Here is a 21013-nt window from a genome sequence, read left to right on the forward strand (position 1 = left end):
AGCTTTTTTTTTGTAATCGGGCAATGACTTTAGCCGCAAAGCGAATGAACTATATTTTTAGTCGAAATTCGACAAAACTAGTTCTTTGGCACGTATATTTCTGTTATGATGGAATATATTCGCAACTTTTGGTGTGGAATTACGTCTAAAAGGTTGTCTGATATTACATAAGCGCGTATATCAGTTCGCCGCACCGGAGCATGTGGCAAAAAAATTATGAATGGAAGGGTGACGAATGAAGAAATTTGGTTTTTTGTTGTTATTATTTGTCTTCATGTGGGCGGTTCCGGGTTATGGACATGCGGCTTCGAGTGGAACACAAATCTATCTCGATGATCAACAGTTAAGTGTCCCGAGCGGTGCTAAGGCACAAGTAATTAGTGGAAATACAATGGTTCCGCTACGCGTAATTTCTGAAAATTTAGGTTATGACGTGACATGGAAGCAGCAGGCGCGAACCATAACGATTGAGAAGGACAGTACCTCGATCCGAATGATAATCGGAAGCAAGACGGCGACTGTCAATGGAAGCGACATTAGTCTGGATGCTTCGCCTCTGCTGCGTTCCAATTATGCCCTTGTACCGCTTCGCTTTATCGGCGAGCAAATGGGACTGGACGTAAAATGGGACAGTAGCTCCAAGTCCGTAAAATTATATACCCGCAGCAGCGGGTCGGGAAACGGGGAATTTACTCCTCCAAAATCCGGGAATAGCAGCATAGATACAGGAAGTGTAACTGTACCAACGAATAATGCCAGTTCAGGTGTAATGCAGGTGCAGGGGATCAGTTTCAGTCAAAACCGCTTAACCATTACGACTACGGGTGCGGTAAAACCAAAAGCGTTTACAATGACAACCCCTGATCGGGTGGTTGTGGATTTGCCGGCTACTGCGTTTGCTGACAACTTTGGGGATCAGCAAAAACTGGACAGCAACTTGAATGGTTCACTGGATATTCAGGATGAAGCGGATGTATCCAGTATCCGCTATGCTTTATTCCAAAAGGAACCTTCAACGGTTCGCGTTGTGATTGATCTGAAGCATGCCATGAATTACACCGCATACAATGACGGCTCGAATCGTGTAATCGTCGATCTGGCATCGAAGGATTCAGTTAATACAACACCTGACTCTACTTTACCAGATGGCTCACAGCCGGATAATACACAGAACTCACCAGTTAACAGCAATGGCAAAAAAGTCGTTGTTATTGATGCCGGTCATGGAGCGAAGGATTCCGGAGCCGTTGGGATTTCGAGAAAAAATTACGAAAAGACCTTCAACTTGGCTATGGCTCTGAAAGTAGAAAGCATTTTGAAGCAGAACCCTAAACTTGAGGTTGTGTTGACACGCAGCGATGATACGTTTTTGGAGCTTAAACAGCGCGTAAAAGTGGCTGAAAATCTCAATGCCAACGTATTCGTGTCCATTCACGCCAACAGCAGCGGCAGCTCGGCTTCCAACGGTACAGAGACGTATTACCAGCGTAGTGCAAGCAAAGCGTTCGCCAACGTCATGCATAAGTACTTTGCTCCAGCGACAGGTTTGACAGACCGGGGCATCCGTTATGGCAATTTCCATGTCATTCGGGAAACGACGATGCCTGCTGTTTTGCTTGAGGTAGGATATCTCAGTAATGCGAAAGAGGAAGCCACACTGTTTGATGAAGATTTCCAAAACCGGGTAGCTCAAGGGATTGCAGATGGCATCACAGAGTATCTTGGTGTAAAATAAATCTTCAACAAATCGCTTGCCAACGTCAAGCAAGGAGGGGGACATATGAACAAGAAAATCGTAATCGCAGGTCTGCTGGCAATGTTTGCTATTGCAGGTGCAGGTTGCGCCTCCAAGCAGACAGCCGCTCCTGCGGCTCCATCTCAGGAAGCAAAAACGTCTGCGGCGCAAAATAGCACGCCAGAACAAACGGCCCCTGATTCATCGACTCAGACTGTTGAGAGTAACGGAGCGAGTCAAACACCTGCATCCTCGTCAACGGAGCCTACAAACACCAAGACGAATACGGAAAAAACAGGAGACCGCCAATCTCAGCAGATTACGGTGTACTACACCGATACACAAGAGACAGGCTTGAAGGAACAGAAAAAGGAAATTACCTACCCAAGCGAGCTGGAAAAATTCCAAAAGACGTTTGAAGCTCTGCAAAAAAGTGGGGATTCTGCTCTGATACCGTTATGGTCCGACAAAATTTCCGTGCACAAGATCAAATTGGACAATGGAGCTTTGACGTTTGATATTTCCCTGCCGGACGAGGCCCGTCTGGGTGCTGGCGGCGAGGAATTGGCTATCGACGCTTTGAAGAAAACGATGTTCCAGTTCAAGGAAGTCAAAACGCTGGATTTGCTCGTAGATGGTCAATCCCTGGAATCCTTAATGGGACATGTAGACCTGGATCATCCGATGAACCGTTAACAGATCAGATTGTATGAAAAATTCTTGGGAATTACACACTTTTCACGTGCAATCTGTGACAGTTAATGATAATATAGGAGTGTATTTCTCGCCTATGCAGGCAGTCATGCACAAATAGTATTCGTTTCTTTCCGGATGATTATTTAGAGTGACCGTCTTGATGCGGGCTATCCCGTATCAAGACGTTTTTTTTGGTAGGAGGTAGGATTCCGTGAATGCAGCAACCGCACGTCATATATTGGACACCATCGGTACAATGTTTCCGGATGCCCATTGTGAGCTGAACCATGATAATGCTTTTGAATTAACGATTGCTGTGTTATTGTCCGCTCAATGCTCCGATCAGATGGTGAATAAAGTAACGGCAGACCTGTTTCAAAAATACAAGACACCCGAGGATTATTTGGCTGTTCCCATTGAAGAGCTGGAGCAGGATATCCGCAGAATCGGCTTGTACCGAAACAAGGCTAAGCATATTCATAACCTGTGCCGTATATTGATAGACCAGTACGGGGGAGAAATACCGTCTGAGCATGATGAGTTGGTCAAGCTTCCCGGTGTTGGGCGCAAGACGGCTAATGTCGTTGTGTCCACCGCTTTTAATGTACCTGCCATTGCGGTAGATACGCATGTAGAGCGTGTTTCCAAACGACTCGGCTTTGCGGGATGGGACGATTCAGTGCTTGAGGTTGAAAAAAAACTGATGAAAAGGGTGCCAAGGGACGAATGGTCCTTGACCCATCACAGAATCATTTTTTTCGGTCGCTATCACTGTAAAGCGCAAAATCCTCAATGTCAGGTATGTCCGTTGCTCGATGTATGCAGGGAAGGCAAGAAACGTATGAAAACGTCCCGGATCAGGAAAGATAAGGAACGTAGAGCTTAAAGACCCGACAGAGATTACGAGGGTTTAACCATTTAAGTGTAGAAAAGGATGAAGAGTATGAAATGCATTTCGGTATATACAGACAATTTTGAGGCTTTTTCCGATATTTTTGAGCAAATCGTAACATCGGAGTTTGCTGAAAATGAAGAACGCGAGCTTGAAGGAATTACGGTTAGCCATTCTGGTGATGTACCCGAGCATTATCTGGAGCGTATGTCTCAGAAGCCGGAAGTAGTCGTAATGAAGGACAAATCCCGCGGAATTACGATTTTGCAGCATGGTCAAGTCTTTGAAATTTTGCTGCCAGTGCTTGAGGCGGCAACCAATTAAGTTCAATTAGCGGGCATGCTTGCATGTTCCGCCGTAGGCGGCTCGGCTGGTCTAACCAGCCTGAGGGCGCATGGTGTATAACTTACAGAGGAGTTATTCTTAATGAGCATTTATGATTATTCAGCCGTTGCAATGAACGGAAAGGAAATCGCCCTTAGAGATTTTAAAGATAAGGTGGTGTTGATTGTAAATACGGCCAGCCAATGCGGGTTTACATTTCAATATCAGGATTTGCAGCGTCTGTATGATCACTATAAGGATAGAGGTTTGGTAATTCTCGGCTTTCCGTGCAATCAGTTTGCGGATCAGGAGCCAGATTCCAATGACAGCGTGCATACATTTTGTACCTTGAATTATGGGGTCGCATTCCCGATGTTCCAAAAGGTGAATGTACGTGACAAGCAGGCTCACCCGTTGTTTACATATCTTGCTTCGTCGTTGCCCTTTGAGGGCTTTGATGAAACGCATTCGGTTGCCAAAATACTTATTCCTTTAATTCACGAGCGTCATCCTGAATACTTGGCGGGAGATTCGATCAAATGGAATTTTACGAAATTCCTGATTGATCGGAACGGGAAAGTGGTCAAACGCTTTGAAGCGACGACTGATCCTCTGGATATGGAAGAGGATATTGAAGCTTTATTATAATGACCGTTTTGGACAGAATGAGATGAACTTATTGACTATTGATAAAAAGGCGGTTTCCCAAAGTCATGTACATGGCGGGGAGCGCCTTTTTTTACAACTTTTTAATTGTGATGATTCTCACAGCGACTTAGGAATGCTACAATAAAGCTATTTGAGGCAGCTAAGAGACAAGGAGTGGAACTGTAGCTTATGATGCAAACGATTACAGGAGATACCGGGGAAGAATGGAATACGATAGAACGGCTGCGGGATTTTTGCGCACAGCTGGGGATGGGAAGGAGCAAAGCTGTAGCTGAATTGCTGGAAAAGGCGGAAGCAGAGGAACTGACCATTGCATTTTGTGGACATTTTTCGGCTGGGAAGTCGAGTTTAATCAACAGTTTGTGCGGCAAAACAGTACTGCCGTCCGGGCCGATTCCTACGAGTGCTAATGTAGTGTCCATCCGTTACGGACGTTCGAGAGCGCTCATTCATCCGGCCAAAACATTAGAAAACCCGGAGCCGGAGGTACTGGAAACCTCTCTGTTCGAGCTGGCTGAATATTGTAAAAATGGCGGAGCTTATGAATCGGTTCAGGTATGGGAGGATGTCCCGATGTTGGCTGGCGGAGGGGTATTGATGGATACGCCTGGTGTTGACTCTACGGACCACGGTCATGCGCTTGCGACACATTCAGCTTTACACTGGGCGGATATTGTTTTTTATGTGATGGATTATAACCATGTCCAATCGGAAAATAATTTGTCCTTTGCCAAAAGCCTGTCAGATTGGGGCAAGCCGTTATATTTGATTATTAACCAAATAGATAAGCATCGAGAGCGAGAGCTTTCATTTACACATTATCGTAGTGAGGTGGAAGCCAGCTTTCATGCATGGCAGGTTAATTACACGGATATACTGTTCACTTCCTTGAAAGAGCAAAACCATCCTTGGAACCAATGGAAAGGGCTGCCATTGCTGATAAAAGCACTGCTGGAGCGAAAAACAGAGCTATTGTTGTACAGTTTGGTTTCCTCAATGCGCCATTTGGCGGATCAACATGTGGAAGCTGTACAGGCTGCTGCGGAAGAGGAACTGAACACGTTGCTGGAAGAGGCAGGCGGGGAGGAAGCCATTTCGCGTCTGGATACGGAACTGGAAATCTTGCAGCAAGAGGACGAACACTGGCAAATGCTGCCGGAGCAGGAGTATAAACGGCTGCGGCAAGAGCTGGATCATGTACTGGAGCATGCCCATTTGACACCTGCTGAGCTGCGAGAGGCGGCGGGCGAATATCTGGAGAGCCGCAGGCCGGGTTTCAAGACCGGGTTGTGGTTCGCTGGAGGTAAGACGGAGCGAGAGAAGGAGGTACGTTTGGAACGACTGACTGGTATGTTGGCTGATCAGGTAGAGGGGCAGTTGCTCCCCCACGTTCGAGAGCTGCTGCGTTCCTGGGGGGACGGGCATGGTTTGTGGTCGGCTGCGCTGGAGCAGGAGCTGGAGAAAATTCGTCCTGTGACGGATCGACAACTGGTTGAGCAGACGGTGAAAGAAGCAGCGTTGTCGCCAGAGTATACGCTGAACTATTGCAAGGATTTGCGCAGTACCGTCACGGCAGATTGCCGCCGCAAGGCGCTGGCGCTGGCAGACCGCCTGCTGGCGCAGTTGGCTGCGCAGGCCGAAGCTCGCCGTGCGGCTCTCGCATCCGCGCGCACCGAGCTGCTGGCGCAGGCGGACGCGGCAGGCCGTTACCGCGCCCGCCTAAGCGCCTCGGCTGCGCACGCCACCGCGCTGCGCAGTCTGCTGCCGCAAGCTGCTGTGCCCGGCGCGTTGCCTCGCGCGGCAACGCCTGCGCCTGAGGCGGAAACCGCCGCCGCGGCTTCGGCCGCGCCAGCGGGCGCTGCGCGTACTGCCGCCGCTGGCGCACACGCCGCAGCGGCGCAGCCGCTTGCAGGCACGGCGGTAGCACAGCCCGCCGCCGGAGGCCGCCGCACGCGGCTGGATGCAGCAGCGTCCCGGTTGGAGGCCGCCGCTGCATTAGTGAGTCCGTACCCTGCCATGCAGGCGGTGGTACGGGATTTACACGCCCGCGCCGCTGCGCTGGAGGGCGGGCGGTTCACGCTGGCGCTGTTCGGAGCGTTCAGCGCCGGGAAGTCCAGCTTCGCCAACGCTTTGCTGGGCGAGGCGGTGTTGCCCGTATCGCCGCATCCGACGACAGCGGCGATTAACCGGATTATGGTGCCCGCAAGCCAGGAGCGCCATGCTACAGCCGACGTCCAAATGAAATCCGTGGACGCTTTGCGTGAAGACCTTAAATACTCGTTCCGTCTGCTAGGACTGGGAGAACCGGGTGTAGAGGGATGGCAGGATGCCGTACATGCGTTGTCGCCGGAAGGTATTCACCCTGCCGGACGGCCCCATTACAGCTTTTTGAAGGCCGCCGCAGCCGGGTGGGCAGAAGCTGAAAGCTTGCTGGGCCAGCAGCTTCAAGTAAATCTGGAGCAATATCGGGACTTTGTTGCCTCCGAGCATAAGTCATGCTTTGTAGAGCATATTGACCTTTATTATGACTGCCCTTTGACCCGTCAGGGGATCGTGCTGGTGGATACGCCCGGAGCGGATTCAGTAAATGCGCGCCACACAGGCGTAACCTTCAATTATATGAAGCATGCGGACGCTCTTGTATTTGTCACCTACTATAATCATGCGTTTACCCAGGGAGATCGTCAATTTTTGAATCAATTGGGTCGGGTGAAAGAGACGTTGGCGTTGGATCAGCCCTTTTTTATCGTCAATGCAGCGGATCTCGCTTCGTCCGAAGAAGAGCTACTATCCGTGACCAAACATGTGCAAGAGCAACTGCAAGCAAACGGGATTCGTAAGCCGCGTATTTATCCGCTGTCAAGTATGCTGGCGCTGGAAGCAGCCGAGCAGAGAGAGGCTTCGCTGCGTGCGGCTTCACGTTTTGATGCGTTTGAAAATGATTTTTCAGCATTCGCAGCCGAAGAACTGGCCGGATTGTCCATTGCGTCCGCCATGCAGGAGCTGGCGCGGCTGCGGAGCCGGATAGAGCAACACGCCGTCGATGCCAGGTATAGCGTGGAGGAACGCGAAGGGCGGTTGGAGCGATTAACCCATATCCGCGAAGAACTGGAGCAAACCCTCTTGAGTCTGTCTGACAGCAGCGGTACAGCCGTGTTGTCTGGGGAAACCGATGAACTGCTGTTTCACGTACGCCAACGGCTTGCTTATCGGACTGGAGAGTTTATGGCGGAGGCGTTTCATCCGTCTGTCCTGCGGGAAGGCGTGGGCGATCTTCGCTCAGCCTTTGCATCCTGTGGCCGTGAACTAATGCGCCTGATCGAACTGGAGCTGTCACAGGAATTGCTGGCAACCACGCTCAGGCTGGAAAAAACGGGACAAAGCTTGGTACGCAAGGCTGTACAACGGTGCGTAGAGGATATGAACCATCAACTGGAAGGACTGGATTGCACGGTTCCTGAACCCCGAGAGTGGGCTGTTCCCGAACTGATTGAAAATTCCTTGCAGGAGTCCATCCATTGGAAGGAATATTGGAACAGCTTTAAAAATCCAAAGCTATTTTTTGAAGGAGCGGGTCGCGCGGGTCTGCAAACCAAACTGGAGCCGGTGCTGCGCGAGCGAATCGGGGAAGCTGTAGAGCAACAGCGAGAACAACTATCCTCTTTTTACATTACGCTGGTGCAGGAGGAACAAACGCGGCAGACGGCTCTGCTTCGGGAGCAGATGCTGGAGACGATTCGTGGTATGGAGCATGCACTTACGGGTGGTGAGCAGCCACAGGTTTGGGAAGAGCTTGCTAGCCGGATCGCCGCCTTAGAGAAGGAAGAATCTCTGAGATAAAGTATATAAATATGCACACAAGCATAGCTTTCATTAGGACACCGGGTTGCGGGACAACCCGGTGTCCTACGCATACTCCAAAAAGAAAGCAATGTTGAGCAATCAGCCATATTCAATGATAAGAAAGCGATTTAATTTGCCTAATCACCCGCCAATTGCGAACCTGCCTGAAAACGGCCAGTTATCCACTTTGCCGCCTTGGAATGCGAATGGTAAACTTCACTAAGCCATATAACAACGTCGTGCAACTAATGGAGGGACTTGACATGGATGTGCTCAGGCAATTGCAGGGCTTTTTTCGTGAGAGGAGACATTATTTGTTTCTTTCCATTCTATGCCTTGCGATAGCGACGGCCCTGGGACTGGTGTATCCAAACCTGCTCCAAAGGCTAATTGATAACGCTATCATCCCCGGTGACTTCGGGAAAGTCCCGGCACTGGCTCTAACTGTGCTGGGAGTAGTGATCGTCAAAGGCTTTATGCAATTTTTACACGGGTTTTTTGGTGGACGGCTGGGTAACTATCTGGCATACCGACTCCGCAATGCTTGTTATGAAAAACTGCAATTTTTGTCCTTCAGATATTATGACACTGCCAAAACGGGGGATCTCATGTCCCGTTTGACGGGTGATCTGGAGGCGATTCGCAACTTCATCGGGTTTGGTTTTGCCCAAATCCTCAATGTGGTACTGATGGTCGTATTCGGATCTATGATGATGCTGTATATCAACTGGCAACTCACCCTCTTTACGATGATCAGCATGCCTTTGCTGCTCTTCGTCACGTTTAAGTTCGAATCCCGAATTCACCCCACCTTTCAGGAAATGCGGCTTGCGCTCAGCGCCTTGACGACAGCGGTGCAGGAAAATATAACAGGCGTGCGCACCGTCAAATCATTTGCCCGCGAATCATATGAGGTTGAAAAATTTTCAGTGCGAAATGAGCAGTACAAAAGTAATCAAATTCAAGCTGCTTCCCTGTGGAGCCGTTTCTTCCCCGCCATGGAGCTGATTGCTTCAGTCAGTGTGGTTCTTCTACTGGGCATGGGGGGCTATCTGGTTATTGAAAAGTCGCTGACCCTGGGTCAGCTTGTCGCTTTTTTTAGCTTAATTTGGTACATTATCGGCCCCATCTGGAACATTGGCTTTCATATCAATAACTATACGCAGTCCAAAGCTTCAGGTGAACGGGTCTTGGAGCTTCTGAATCAACCGGTGGATGTTACCGATGGAGCTGACGCGCTGACACTTGATGCTGATGAGGTAGAGGGTCATGTTACATTTGAACATGTCACTTTTGCTTACGGGAATAAGCTACCTGCTGTGGTTGACATTAACCTGGATGCGCCCCCGGGATCAGTTATCGGTATTCTGGGCGGAACGGGATCAGGTAAATCCACTATTATTCAACTGCTTATGCGGGCTTACAATGTGAACGCAGGCAGCATCAAGCTGGATGGAATGGATATACGCCATTTGAGAATCCGTGATTTACGTGCTCAAATTTCTTCTGTGTTTCAGGAGACATTCCTGTTCTCATCATCCATTCGTAACAACATCGCCTATGGACTAAGCCATGTCAGCATTGATGACATTATACGCGTATCCAAGCTGGCTCAGGCACATGAATTTATTACCGAGCTGCCATTGGGTTATGACACTGTCGTCGGTGAACGGGGACTGGGGCTGTCCGGCGGGCAAAAACAGCGGATTGCCATCGCACGGGCCTTACTCAAAAATCCGAAAATTCTGGTGCTTGACGATGCGACCAGCGCGGTCGACATGGAGACGGAGCATGAAATCCAGACCGGTTTTCAAGAGGTTATGCGGGGACGGACGACCTTTATTATTGCTCACCGTATTTCTTCACTTCGTCATGCTAATGAAATCGTAGTGCTGGAGGAAGGACGCATAGTTCAGCGAGGAACGCATGAACAGCTCATTGCGACCCCAGGTCCATATCAGGATGTGTATCATATTCAATACGCCGACTACATAGCCCAAACTCCTGACGGTGTATCCGAAAGGCAGGTGAGACCATGAATCTACCCGCTGAAAAAGCCAAACCGCTTCAAAAACCAATGAATGAGCGATTTGTGTACCAGGATGATAATATCATCGACAAACCGTTTAACTGGTCGGAATTCAAACGGTTGCTCGCTTACATGAAGCCTTATGCCCGGCAGATTCTGCCGATTCTGCTGGTTATGATGATTCTCGGTACCATCACCAAGCTGACCGTTCCCTATCTGATCAGTCTGGCCATTGACAAGGCGATTGCTCCCGCTTGGCCTGCACTGCCCAGTGTAAAGCTATTGCTGCTGATAACCGGAGCCGTGCTGCTGCTATATTTGATTCAGTGGGCAGCCAGCACGTACCGCATTAAATTCACCAATATTATCGGTCAACGTGTCATTTATGATCTGCGTGAGGATCTGTTCAAGCATATTCAGAAGCTTTCCTTCAACTTCTTTGATAAAAGACCGGCTGGCTCTGTCTTGGTACGCGTTACGAATGACATCAACTCACTTCAGGATCTATTTACGAATGGTGCGGTGAATGTCCTGATTGACTGCGTACAGCTCACTGGGATCATTGTCATTTTGCTACTGATTAACTGGAAACTTGGTCTGGCAGTGATTGTGACTGTTCCAATCATGTTTTTGATCTCTACCAAGCTGCGTGTGCGCATCCGTCGTGCCTGGCAGGAAGTACGTATGAAGAATTCCCGTATCAACTCCCATCTGAATGAGTCCATTCAGGGTATCCGTGTGACACAGGCGTACACGCAGGAGCAGGAAAACATGGCTTATTTCGATAATATGAACAGCTCCAGCAAACGGTCTTGGGATAAAGCATCGGCCATGAATCAGGTTTTTGGCCCGCTCATTGATATTACCGGAGGCTTGGGCACGCTTGTGCTGTTCTGGTTCGGGGCGCATCTGATTCAGACGGATCAACTTACGGTAGGTCTGCTGGTTGCGTTTGCCAACTATGTGGGGAACTTTTGGGACCCGATTAATCGACTGGGGCAAATGTACAACCAGTTGCTGGTTGCGATGGCTTCGTCGGAAAGAATTTTGAGTTTATGGATGAACAGCCGAATATTGCGAATAAGCCGGGAGCCAAAGACCTGCCGTCCATTCGCGGCGATATTCATTTTGAAGAAGTTGTTTTTGAATATGAAAAGGGACGTCAGGCGCTTAAAGGCATTAATCTTTCTGTCGAGGCGGGTCAATCCATTGCGCTTGTCGGGCATACCGGATCTGGTAAAAGCACCATCATTAATCTGCTCAGCCGGTTTTATGACATTACATCAGGGCGACTTACGATTGACGGCCATGATGTGCGTGATGTAACGGTGGAGAGCTTGCGTAGTCAAATTAGCATCGTACTTCAGGATACGTTTATTTTTTCAGGTACGATTCGCGATAATATTCGATTCGGTCGCCTGGATGCAACGGATGAGGAAATTGAAGCGGCTGCGAAGGCAGTTAATGCTCATGAATTCATCGTTCATTTGCCGGGTGGTTATGAAACGGAGGTCGAGGAGCGGGGCGGTATGCTGTCTATGGGCCAGCGCCAACTGTTATCCTTTGCCCGCGCATTGCTCGCTAATCCGCGAATTCTTATTTTGGATGAAGCCACAGCGAGTATAGATACAGAAACAGAGCTCAAAATTCAGGAGGCTCTTCAGGTGCTGCTGGATGGCAGAACCTCCTTCATGGTTGCTCACCGTTTGTCCACGATTCGGAATGCCGATCATATCGTCGTGCTGGATCATGGGCAGATCCAAGAAAGTGGGAATCATGAACAATTGATGAAAAAACATGGAATTTATCGGGGGCTGGTGGAAGCACAGTTCAGATTTTTGTAAAAAAAAGATCAAAAAATCGCGGTTTTTGTAAATTTAAATGCGGAGCGCTATTGCAATCTTGGAGCTAAACCCTGAAAATAAAGATGAAAAGAGATCAGAGCAATATCGTCAGAGGGGGAAGAGTTCAAGATGTGGGGTGCTCCTTTTTCTGCCGGGGCTAAAAAGATGCTGCTGCTGGGTAGCGGCGAATTGGGAAAAGAAGTCATTATTGAAGCTCAGCGGCTTGGCGTGGAATGCATTGCTGTAGACCGTTATGAACTGGCCCCAGCAATGCAGGTTGCCCATCGTTCTCATTGTTTGGATATGCAGGATGCTGAGGCGTTGAAGGCACTGATTCGCAAGGAAAAGCCCGACATAATTGTACCTGAAATCGAAGCTATTGCTACGGGTGCTTTGGAAGAATTGGAGCAAGAGGGATTTCACGTAGTTCCAACGGCCCGGGCCGCCCGTCTTACGATGGACCGGGAGGGTATTCGCAGACTTGCTGCCGAGAAGTTGCAACTTCCGACTGCCGCCTACCGCTTTGCAGATGATTTTGAGCAATTGCGGTCAGCGGTTCATGAGCTGGGCACGCCATGCGTGGTCAAGCCCTTGATGAGTTCGTCGGGGAAAGGGCAGTCTGTATGCCGGACACCCGAAGACGCTGAATCCTGTTGGAATACGGCGCTGGAAGGCGCACGTGCCAAAACAACACGTGTCATTGTTGAAGCTTTTGTTCCGTTTGAGAGTGAAATTACGTTATTGACCGTCAGATCAGTATCGGGTACGACTTTTTGCCCACCGATTGGCCATATTCAGAAGGATGGGGATTATGTCGAATCTTGGCAACCTCATGGTATGACGGACAAGCAGCTCTCGGACGCGCAGGACATTGCCCGTACGATTACGGATGAATTGGGTGGTTACGGATTGTTTGGCGTAGAGCTGTTTTTAACGGCTGATGGCGTCGTATTCAGTGAAGTATCCCCCCGTCCGCATGATACAGGAATGGTGACGATGATTACGCAGGATTTGTCGGAATTTGCGCTTCATGTGCGGGCCATTCTCGGATTTCCGATACCGTCGGTCACACTGCTAACCCCTGGGGCTTCGGCTACCTTGAAGGCAGAACGAGCTACACGAGATTTTGTAATCGGTGGTCTGCATGAAGCATTATTGCTACCCCGGACACAGGTGCGAGTGTTCGGGAAGCCTGAAACCAAGCCGGGACGCCGGATGGCTGTAGCGCTTAGCGCTGCGGGAGATGTGGAAACAGCACGGAAGACGGCCAAAGAAGCTGCCAATATGCTGAAAGTGGAGGTAAATCATGTCTAACAATGTGATGATTCCAGTACTGACAATTCGTTCCGTAGAGCTTGGCGATTGCGAAGCCGTAACAGGACTGCTAAGAGAAGTCGGATATCCGATGACTTGTGGTGTGATGAAAGAAGTTATGGGAACTACGCAGGAGGACTGTCAAGCGAATATGATGGTCGCAGAAATGGATGGTCGTGTTGTAGGCGTAATCGGCATGCATACGGCTCAAAGCCTGGCTTATCCTGATCCTGCCGTACAAATCACCATGCTGGTCGTGAGCAAGGAGTATCGCGGCGAGGGCATCGGCAAGCGCCTGGTGGCCTGTGGTGAGGAGTGGGGACGTGCGCAAGGAAGCTTCCATTTGTTCATTACCGGAGCGAATAACCGCATCAAACAAGTAGAGGCCCAAGCATTCTACAACCGAATCGGCTTTGAAAAGCAAGGCTACCGTTTCAGCAAAAAGCTTAAATAAAAGTCCTGACAAGCCCGGATTATATTCAGAGCCTCATTAACCCATAGATCAGTCCCGTTTAGGCTATTGCCGAGCGGGGCTATTTTTTTTCCAAATTTTATACCATTGATCCTGCTATGAAACATGATATACTGCTAGAGTAAAGATTACAAAGTTGTAACCAGGCGCGTTCACAACAAGACATTATACAACAAGGAGATGACGAAATGAAGAATATGTTGAAAAAAACACTGGTGATGGGAAGTTTAACCGCTATGTTATCCGCAGGATTCATCGTTCCGGCATCAGCTTCACCAGCCGACGATTTGTCTGCCCAACTACAACAATGGTTCCAAGATAACGGATATACGGTGAATACCTCTAACGGAACGACTACGATTACGAAGACCGTAATTCAGGATTTGTCCGGACAGGATAAAGCAAAGACAAAGACAACGAATCCTTCTTCCGACAAGCAAGTAGCAAAGCCAGCTAACCAAAAAGGTTCACAGCCTGCTACGAACAAACAGTCGAAAGCACAAAATACGAACTCAGGAGCGGCTCAGTCTGCCGGGTCGTCTGCACAGCTCAGCAAGTCCCAATTTGCTGCAGAAGTAGTCAAGCTGGTGAATAACGAGCGTAGCCAAAAAGGTTTGAGCCCACTCGCTTCTAACGCGAAGCTTACCGAGGTGGCCTTGGCCAAGGCAAAAGATATGAGCACGAACAATTACTTTTCCCATACATCTCCGACGTATGGCTCACCGTTTGATATGATGAAGAAATTCGGTGTAAGTTATACGTATGCGGGTGAAAATATTGCGATGGGACAACAAACACCGCAAGAAGTTATGAAAGCCTGGATGAACAGTCAAGGACACCGTGAAAATATTTTGAAGGCAGAATATACACAAATCGGTGTAGCTTACTACAATGGATATTGGGTACAGGAATTTACACGTAACTAAAAGACGATAATAAAAAGCGCTTCAAACGTCATTATGGTTTTCATGTATACTATTATACTGACGATTAAAGCTAATTTTAGGAGCCTGCTGACACATTCAGCGGGCTTTTTACGTTGTTTGGCCGCTAATATGCTCTTACGTTATCACCTTTACTTATATGCAAGAACAGGCATAAGTGCAGCAAGTATAGTATGATAGCACCAAGCTATATTGATAACTAATAAACTTATAGGAAAGTCAGGTGAACGAATGAGCTATGAAATTGTGCATGAGGGTGCTTTTGCTATGCTCAAGGTGCAATTGAACCCCGGGGAAACGATTAAAGCGGAGATGGGAGCCATGGTTTCCATGTCGTCCAGCGTGGATATAAAGGGGACTGTCGATGGTGGGTTATTGCGCGGTTTAGGCCGGATGCTGAGCGGGGAGAAATTCTTTTTTCAGGAGCTGAGAGCAGCTCGGGGGCCGGCTGAAGTGCTGCTTGCTCCGGCAAGTATAGGTGATGTGCAAGCGGTGGAATTGGACGGTAGTTATAGACTTTTGGTGCAAAAGGATGGCTTCCTGGCATGTACGGAGGGCATTGAGGTCAGCACCAAAATGCAAAATCTGATGAAAGGATTGTTCTCGGGCGAAGGTTTTTTTATCGTTGAAATCAGCGGTCGCGGAACAGTGTTTTTGTCCTCTTATGGAGCTATTCATCCTATTTATATAGCCCCTGGAGAGGAACGTATTATTGATAATGCTCATCTGGTGGCATGGCCGGACTATATGGATTACAAAATTGAAAAAGCGTCCAAAGGCTGGTTGTCCAGTGTAACGAGCGGAGAAGCACTTGTATGCCGTTTTCGCGGCGAGGGGACGGTATTGATCCAAAGTAGAAATCCGGGCAGCTTTGGACAATGGATCAAAAGCTTTATACCTGACAGCAAGTAGTTTTTTCGTCTGTGTAGAGGCTAAGGATGAGCTGTTTGAACCAAAAAGATGTAATAAAAAGGATGGCTCTATGCCATCTTTTTTAACATTATTATGTAAAAAAAGAATTAAAATGGTATATATTTTTATAAAAAAAATGCGTTTATTTCGATTTTAAAAGTATAACTTTTTGCTTTCTTTTGATATGTATGCTTCATAATACTCAGAACTGTTTATTTGCAAAATGATATGAGAAGCTTTATGTTTATTTCACCAAGTGATCAGGAGGGAACACGAGTGAATTCATCAAAATGGATCTGGCGGTCTGTCGGTTCCGTGTCCATCGCCGCCACACTGCTATTATTGTACGGATTTATTGCCGCAGTACAAAGCATTACGGCTCCAGAGCCGCTCGCTAGCACCAAACCTGCAAATTCGGGTTCATCACAAATACAAAATGCGCCATCCGCTGCAACTCAGGCGGGGGAGTTTAGGGTAGCTGCCATAGGAGATTCGCTGGCAAAAGGAACCGGCGATGACTCGGGCAGTGGTTTTGTACGACGGTCGGTAACCTTGTTAAATGATCAGGAAGGCCATACGGCTCAGCTCATTAATAACCTTGGCATTAACGGGCTGACGACTCAAGGACTTTTGACCAAACTGGATGAGCCCGGCGTGGCTTATGTGTTGAAAAAGGCTAATGTTATTATTGTGTCCATTGGCGGAAATGATTTGTTTCAGGGGGCACAAGCTGCCCAAACTGGCAAAGAGCCACCTACGCTTAATGGCTTGCGCAAGGCTCTGCCTGATGCAGCCAAGCGTTTGCAAAAAGTGCTGACAAAAGTCGGAAAAATCAATCCGAAGGCTAAAATTATATACGTTGGACTATATAATCCATTCAGTGACCTGCAGGAAATGAAAATTCCGGGAAATCTCGTCGTGACGGAATGGAATCTGGCTGCTATGGCGATTACCAATCAAAACAGTAATATGACGCTGATTCCAACCTTCGATTTATTTCAGCAAAATTTGCCGGTTTATTTATCCTCTGATCATTTTCATCCTAACGGACAGGGCTATCAGGCAATTGCTGAGCGTATCGCACAAGGGTTTGCGGTAGCAGCGGCCAAGGAAGGCGACAATACGGGGGATGGACAACAGTCCACGAGCAGCCAACCCGCTGATATGAAGAAGGGAGGGAACAAGTGATGGGTATCCAATCTGCTGACAAGACCGAGACCGATGTAGCAAGGGCTTCGACAACCACAGATGGAGCATCCGTCTATCATCCCGACAATCAGATCCGCAGTGCAGACGGAGGCAGAAGCGACAACGAAACGGTTCTCTCTGTTCAGCACGTCAAAAAGCGTATCGGACGCAAAATGATCATTCATGATGTAACCTTCGACGTACGTGCGGGTGAAATTTTTGGCTTTCTTGGTCCCAATGGAGCCGGAAAAACAACGACCATCCGTATGCTGGTCGATCTGATCAAGCCTACCGAGGGCACCATTACCGTATGTGGTCATAATGTAAACCGTGATCCGGAGCAGGCTTTGCGGCATATCGGTTCTATTGTGGAAAATCCGGAGGTGTACGGTTACCTGACAGGGTGGGAGAATCTGGAGCATTTTGCCCGGATGCAGCCTGGTGTGGATGAACAGCGTATTCGTGAAGTGGTGGAGCTGGTGCGGCTGGATCGCCGTATTCATGATAAAGTAAGTACGTATTCTCTCGGGATGCGTCAGCGTCTCGGTATTGCCCAGGCCTTGCTTGGCAAACCCAAGCTGCTTATTCTGGACGAACCGACTAACGGGCTGGACCCCAAAGGGATCAAGGAGATGAGAACTTTTATCCGTCTGTTGGCGGCAGAGGGCATGGCTGTATTTGTTTCCAGTCATTTGCTTAGTGAAATCCAGTTGTTGTGTGATCGTGTTGCGATTATTAGCCGGGGACGGGTGCTTGCTGTTGGCGGTGTGCGGGAATTGGTTGAAACGCATTCGCGTATGGCCGTATGGCAACTGGAGCCTCATGATCAGGGTCTTGCCCTGTTGGAAAGATCTCCGCATGTACAAATCATTACGAACGCCGATGAACTGATTGATGACAGCATTGTTGCAGGCAGCGGAGCGGATGCCATTTTTACTGAAATGGACGAAGAACATATCGCGGAGCTGGTCGTACAAATGACGGCTTCCGGCATTTCCGTTAAAGGTGTAAGCAAAATCAACCCTACACTGGAGCAGCTATTCCTGAAAATGACGGAAGGTGAGATTCTTGAATAACATTTTACCGCTCGTACAAAATGAAACGCTCAAAATCATCAAGAAGAAACGATTTTATGTCATTTTACTTGTTTTGCTTGTTCTTGTGCCGATTTTTACGTACGCTCAGATGAAAGTGGCGGAAAATAACCGCGAAAAATTCGGCAATGACTGGCGGCTGGAGCTGCGTCAGGCCATTACGGATAACCAAAATTCGCTGGGCAGCGACCGGGTTCCGGAGGAATGGAAGACCTATAGGCGAGTATTTGTTCAACAAATGCAATATTATCTGGAAAATGATGTGAACCCGAATGAGCCAAGTGGCGTAACCTTTACCAGAGAGTTTATGGACAATTCCATTAATTTGTTCGTTCCATTGCTTATTATGGCTATTGCCTCCGATCTGGTTTCAGGAGAACGAACGACGGGTACCATAAAAATGCTGCTGACCCGTCCTGTCAGGCGGTGGAAGGTGCTGCTGAGCAAGCTGCTAACGCTGTATATGTTCGTTTCGCTCATCATTTTGGCTGTGTTTGTGATCAGTTATCTTATATCGGGCTTGTTTTTTGGCTTTCGCGGCTTTAATGTTCCGGTATTTACGGGCTTCCAAATTGTTGGATCGACGGTGGATATGTCTGCGGTACATGCGATCCCGCAATGGTACTATCTGATGTTACAAACCGGATTGATCTGGTTCGTCAGTCTCGTGATAGCCTCGCTTGCCTTTATGGTATCGGTGCTGGTACGCAGTACGGCGGCAAGCATTGTGGTAATGATGGCTGCGCTTATTTCAGGCACAATTTTAACGAACATGGCCTCATCCTGGCAGAGTGCAAAATATTTATTTATGGTCAACCTCGAATTGACCGATTATTTATCAGGAAGCCCCGCCCCGATTGAGGGGATGACCTTGCCGTTTTCTTTGGCTGTACTGGGCATTTGGGGGGCTGCGGCGCTGATTGTTTCATTCGCCGTCTTTACGAAACGGGATATATTGAATTAAAATGGACAAGGTAAAAGAAAACATCTGTTTGCATTTTTGGTGAAAATCATCAAGAATAAGGCAAAACACGGTTACGATTAGACAAAGGGGGAGCATGAATGGTCGACAAAATCGACTTGTCTGCGGGAGCGTCCGGCACTCAGAACGGAGCTTTGGAATATGGCGTGGACGACATTCAAGTGCTCGAAGGGCTTGTGGCAGTTCGCAAACGGCCGGGCATGTATATTGGGAGCACCAGTTCTTCGGGACTACATCATTTGGTATGGGAAATTGTGGACAACGCGGTTGATGAGCATCTTGCCAAGTTTTGCTCCCGCATTGACATTACAATGCATAAGGACGGTTCCGTTACAGTAACTGATAACGGGCGTGGCATTCCTACGGGAATGCACAAAACAGGAATTCCAACACCACAGGTAGTATTTACCATTTTGCACGCCGGAGGTAAGTTCGGCGGTTCGGGATATAAAAAGTCCGGGGGTCTGCACGGTGTGGGCGCGTCCGTAACGAACGCTCTTTCGGAATGGCTTGAAGTGGAAATTTACCGGGACGGCAAGATTCACCGTCAGCGGTTTGAATATTGGCAGGACAAGAAGGGCGTGGAGCATGTCGGGGAACCGACCACAGGCCTTGAAGTGCTGGGCAATACCAACAAGACGGGCACCAAAATTACTTTTAAACCTGATATTCGCGTATTCCAGCAGGCATTCATTTCAACTACGATACGCTGGCCGAACGGCTTCAGGAAATTGCTTTTCTGAACTCGGGTCTTCGTATCCAGCTTAAAGATGAACGCAGCGGGAAGTCGGATGAGTATTTTTATGAGGGCGGAGCGAGTCAGTTTGTCGCTTTTCTGAATGAAGGTAAGGACGTGCTGCATGACGTCATTCACTTCAATGCAGAGAAGGAAGACGTTGAGGTGGAAATTGCTATTCAGTACAATGCAGGTTATACCGAAACGATTGCTTCGTTTGTCAACTCCATTCCGACACGGGGCGGGGGTACACATGAAACGGGCTTCAAAACCGCTTACACCCGTGTCATGAACGATTATGCGCGACGCACGGTAATGCTGAAGGAAAAGGATAAAAATCTGGAAGGCAATGATTTGCGAGAGGGAATGATGGCCGTAATCAGTGTCAAGATGGCTGAGGTTGAATTCGTCGGTCAGACAAAGGATCAACTGGGCAGCGCTTCCGCACGCAGCACCGTGGATGCGATTGTATCCGAGCAGATGCAGCGTTTTCTGGAGGAAAATCCGCAGGTCGCGCAAACGTTAATCAAAAAGGCAGTTCAGGCATCCAGAGCGCGTGAAGCTGCGCGTAAAGCTCGGGACGAAATGCGTACCGGCAAGAAACGCAGTGAAAGCTCTAATCTGAACGGCAAGCTGTCGCCTGCACAGTCCAAGGATTTTACACGAAACGAGCTGTTTATCGTGGAAGGTGATTCGGCTGGCGGATCGGCGAAACAGGGACGTGATTCCAAAATTCAGGCTATTTTGCCATTGAAGGGTAAGCCAATGAACCCTGAGAAATCCAAGCTGGCGGATGTTATGAAAAATGATGAGTATCGCGCCATTACAGCAGCAATCGGGGCGGGAGTAGGAACAGAGTTTACGCTGGAAGACAGCAATTATTCCAAAATCATCATTATGACTGATGCGGATACGGACGGCGCGCACATTCAAGTGTTGCTGCTGACGTTCTTTTATCGGTATATGAAAGAGCTGATTGATGCGGGACGCATATTTATCGCTCAACCGCCATTGTATAAAATAACCCGGAAGTCGGGTAAGCTCGAAACGGTACGTTATGCCTGGACTGACGAGCAGCTTGACAATTACTTAAAGGAATTTGGACGGAATTTTGAGCTTCAACGCTATAAAGGACTCGGGGAGATGAACCCGGATCAGCTATGGGAAACGACGATGAATCCCGAGTCACGTACCCTGCTGCGCGTCCAGATTGAGGATGCAGCCAAGGCTGAACGCCGTGTGTCGACATTGATGGGCGATAAGGTTGATCCGCGCAAGCGTTGGATTGTGGAAAACGTAGATTTTACGGAATATGTAGAGTAGTGCTAACAAATGAGGT

Annotated in this window: 14 protein-coding genes and 2 pseudogenes; all 16 read left to right on the forward strand. The window is 48.5% G+C overall.

Annotation, left to right across the window (positions count from 1 at the left end):
• Positions 1-235: 235 nt before the first annotated feature.
• The 16 genes and pseudogenes from ASL14_RS24325 to parE all read left to right on the forward strand — a co-directional run bounded on the left by ASL14_RS24325 (position 236) and on the right by parE (position 20997).
• Complete coding sequence (locus ASL14_RS24325) at positions 236-1735, forward strand: N-acetylmuramoyl-L-alanine amidase family protein (protein ID WP_134913993.1); 1500 nt, start codon at positions 236-238, stop codon at positions 1733-1735.
• Positions 1736-1780: 45 nt separating this feature from the next.
• Positions 1781-2431 carry a GerMN domain-containing protein gene (locus ASL14_RS24330; RefSeq protein ID WP_134913994.1) on the forward strand — a complete coding sequence of 217 codons (651 nt, stop codon included), beginning with the start codon at positions 1781-1783 and terminating at the stop codon, positions 2429-2431.
• Between the two features lie 211 nt (positions 2432-2642).
• Positions 2643-3317 (forward strand): endonuclease III, encoded by a 675-nt coding sequence (gene nth, locus ASL14_RS24335; protein WP_025683283.1) that lies wholly within the window; start codon positions 2643-2645, stop codon positions 3315-3317.
• Positions 3318-3374: 57 nt separating this feature from the next.
• Positions 3375-3647, forward strand: coding sequence for a hypothetical protein (locus ASL14_RS24340; RefSeq protein ID WP_025683282.1), 273 nt, complete (start codon positions 3375-3377; stop codon positions 3645-3647).
• A gap of 102 nt (positions 3648-3749) precedes the next feature.
• The gene (locus ASL14_RS24345) at positions 3750-4295 is read left to right on the forward strand and encodes a glutathione peroxidase (RefSeq protein WP_134913996.1); all 546 of its coding nucleotides are present in this window, start codon (positions 3750-3752) and stop codon (positions 4293-4295) included.
• Positions 4296-4484: 189 nt separating this feature from the next.
• Positions 4485-8156: a dynamin family protein gene (locus tag ASL14_RS24350; RefSeq protein WP_134913998.1), complete on the forward strand. Its 3672-nt coding sequence runs from the start codon at positions 4485-4487 to the stop codon at positions 8154-8156.
• A gap of 266 nt (positions 8157-8422) precedes the next feature.
• Positions 8423-10198, forward strand: coding sequence for an ABC transporter ATP-binding protein (locus tag ASL14_RS24355; RefSeq protein WP_134913999.1), 1776 nt, complete (start codon positions 8423-8425; stop codon positions 10196-10198).
• A pseudogene (locus ASL14_RS24360) lies at positions 10195-12032 on the forward strand (ABC transporter ATP-binding protein). Before ASL14_RS24355 ends, ASL14_RS24360 begins: the two are co-directional and overlap by 4 nt.
• Before the next feature lie 129 nt (positions 12033-12161).
• Positions 12162-13346 (forward strand): formate-dependent phosphoribosylglycinamide formyltransferase, encoded by a 1185-nt coding sequence (gene purT / locus ASL14_RS24365; RefSeq protein ID WP_134914001.1) that lies wholly within the window; start codon positions 12162-12164, stop codon positions 13344-13346.
• Complete coding sequence (locus tag ASL14_RS24370; RefSeq protein ID WP_134914003.1) at positions 13339-13800, forward strand: GNAT family N-acetyltransferase; 462 nt, start codon at positions 13339-13341, stop codon at positions 13798-13800. Before purT ends, ASL14_RS24370 begins: the two co-directional genes overlap by 8 nt.
• A gap of 206 nt (positions 13801-14006) precedes the next feature.
• A complete protein-coding gene (locus ASL14_RS24375) occupies positions 14007-14744 on the forward strand; it encodes a CAP domain-containing protein (protein WP_134914005.1) in 738 nt (245 codons plus the stop codon).
• A gap of 249 nt (positions 14745-14993) precedes the next feature.
• Positions 14994-15674, forward strand: a complete 681-nt coding sequence (locus ASL14_RS24380; RefSeq protein ID WP_134914007.1) for a TIGR00266 family protein — start codon at positions 14994-14996, stop codon at positions 15672-15674.
• 240 nt (positions 15675-15914) lie between these two features.
• A complete protein-coding gene (locus ASL14_RS24385) occupies positions 15915-16862 on the forward strand; it encodes a GDSL-type esterase/lipase family protein (protein ID WP_134914009.1) in 948 nt (315 codons plus the stop codon).
• The gene (locus ASL14_RS24390; RefSeq protein WP_134914011.1) at positions 16862-17938 is read left to right on the forward strand and encodes an ABC transporter ATP-binding protein; all 1077 of its coding nucleotides are present in this window, start codon (positions 16862-16864) and stop codon (positions 17936-17938) included. The genes ASL14_RS24385 and ASL14_RS24390 overlap by 1 nt, the downstream gene beginning before the upstream one ends.
• Positions 17931-18920, forward strand: coding sequence for an ABC transporter permease (locus ASL14_RS24395; RefSeq protein WP_134914013.1), 990 nt, complete (start codon positions 17931-17933; stop codon positions 18918-18920). Before ASL14_RS24390 ends, ASL14_RS24395 begins: the two co-directional genes overlap by 8 nt.
• A 98-nt stretch (positions 18921-19018) precedes the next feature.
• Positions 19019-20997: pseudogene (parE, locus tag ASL14_RS24400) on the forward strand (DNA topoisomerase IV subunit B).
• The last annotated feature ends 16 nt before the right edge of the window (positions 20998-21013 follow it).

Source organism: Paenibacillus sp. IHB B 3084, from assembly GCF_001447315.1.
Lineage (GTDB): Bacteria > Bacillota > Bacilli > Paenibacillales > Paenibacillaceae > Paenibacillus.

Coding starts and splice junctions, on each gene's coding strand:
- ASL14_RS24325 (WP_134913993.1), top strand. CDS start 236: ATGAAGAAATTTGGTTTTTTGTTGTTATTATTTGTCTTCATGTGGGCG.
- ASL14_RS24330 (WP_134913994.1), top strand. CDS start 1,781: ATGAACAAGAAAATCGTAATCGCAGGTCTGCTGGCAATGTTTGCTATT.
- ASL14_RS24340 (WP_025683282.1), top strand. CDS start 3,375: ATGAAATGCATTTCGGTATATACAGACAATTTTGAGGCTTTTTCCGAT.
- ASL14_RS24345 (WP_134913996.1), top strand. CDS start 3,750: ATGAGCATTTATGATTATTCAGCCGTTGCAATGAACGGAAAGGAAATC.
- ASL14_RS24350 (WP_134913998.1), top strand. CDS start 4,485: ATGATGCAAACGATTACAGGAGATACCGGGGAAGAATGGAATACGATA.
- ASL14_RS24355 (WP_134913999.1), top strand. CDS start 8,423: ATGGATGTGCTCAGGCAATTGCAGGGCTTTTTTCGTGAGAGGAGACAT.
- purT (WP_134914001.1), top strand. CDS start 12,162: ATGTGGGGTGCTCCTTTTTCTGCCGGGGCTAAAAAGATGCTGCTGCTG.
- ASL14_RS24370 (WP_134914003.1), top strand. CDS start 13,339: ATGTCTAACAATGTGATGATTCCAGTACTGACAATTCGTTCCGTAGAG.
- ASL14_RS24375 (WP_134914005.1), top strand. CDS start 14,007: ATGAAGAATATGTTGAAAAAAACACTGGTGATGGGAAGTTTAACCGCT.
- ASL14_RS24380 (WP_134914007.1), top strand. CDS start 14,994: ATGAGCTATGAAATTGTGCATGAGGGTGCTTTTGCTATGCTCAAGGTG.
- ASL14_RS24385 (WP_134914009.1), top strand. CDS start 15,915: ATGTTTATTTCACCAAGTGATCAGGAGGGAACACGAGTGAATTCATCA.
- ASL14_RS24390 (WP_134914011.1), top strand. CDS start 16,862: ATGGGTATCCAATCTGCTGACAAGACCGAGACCGATGTAGCAAGGGCT.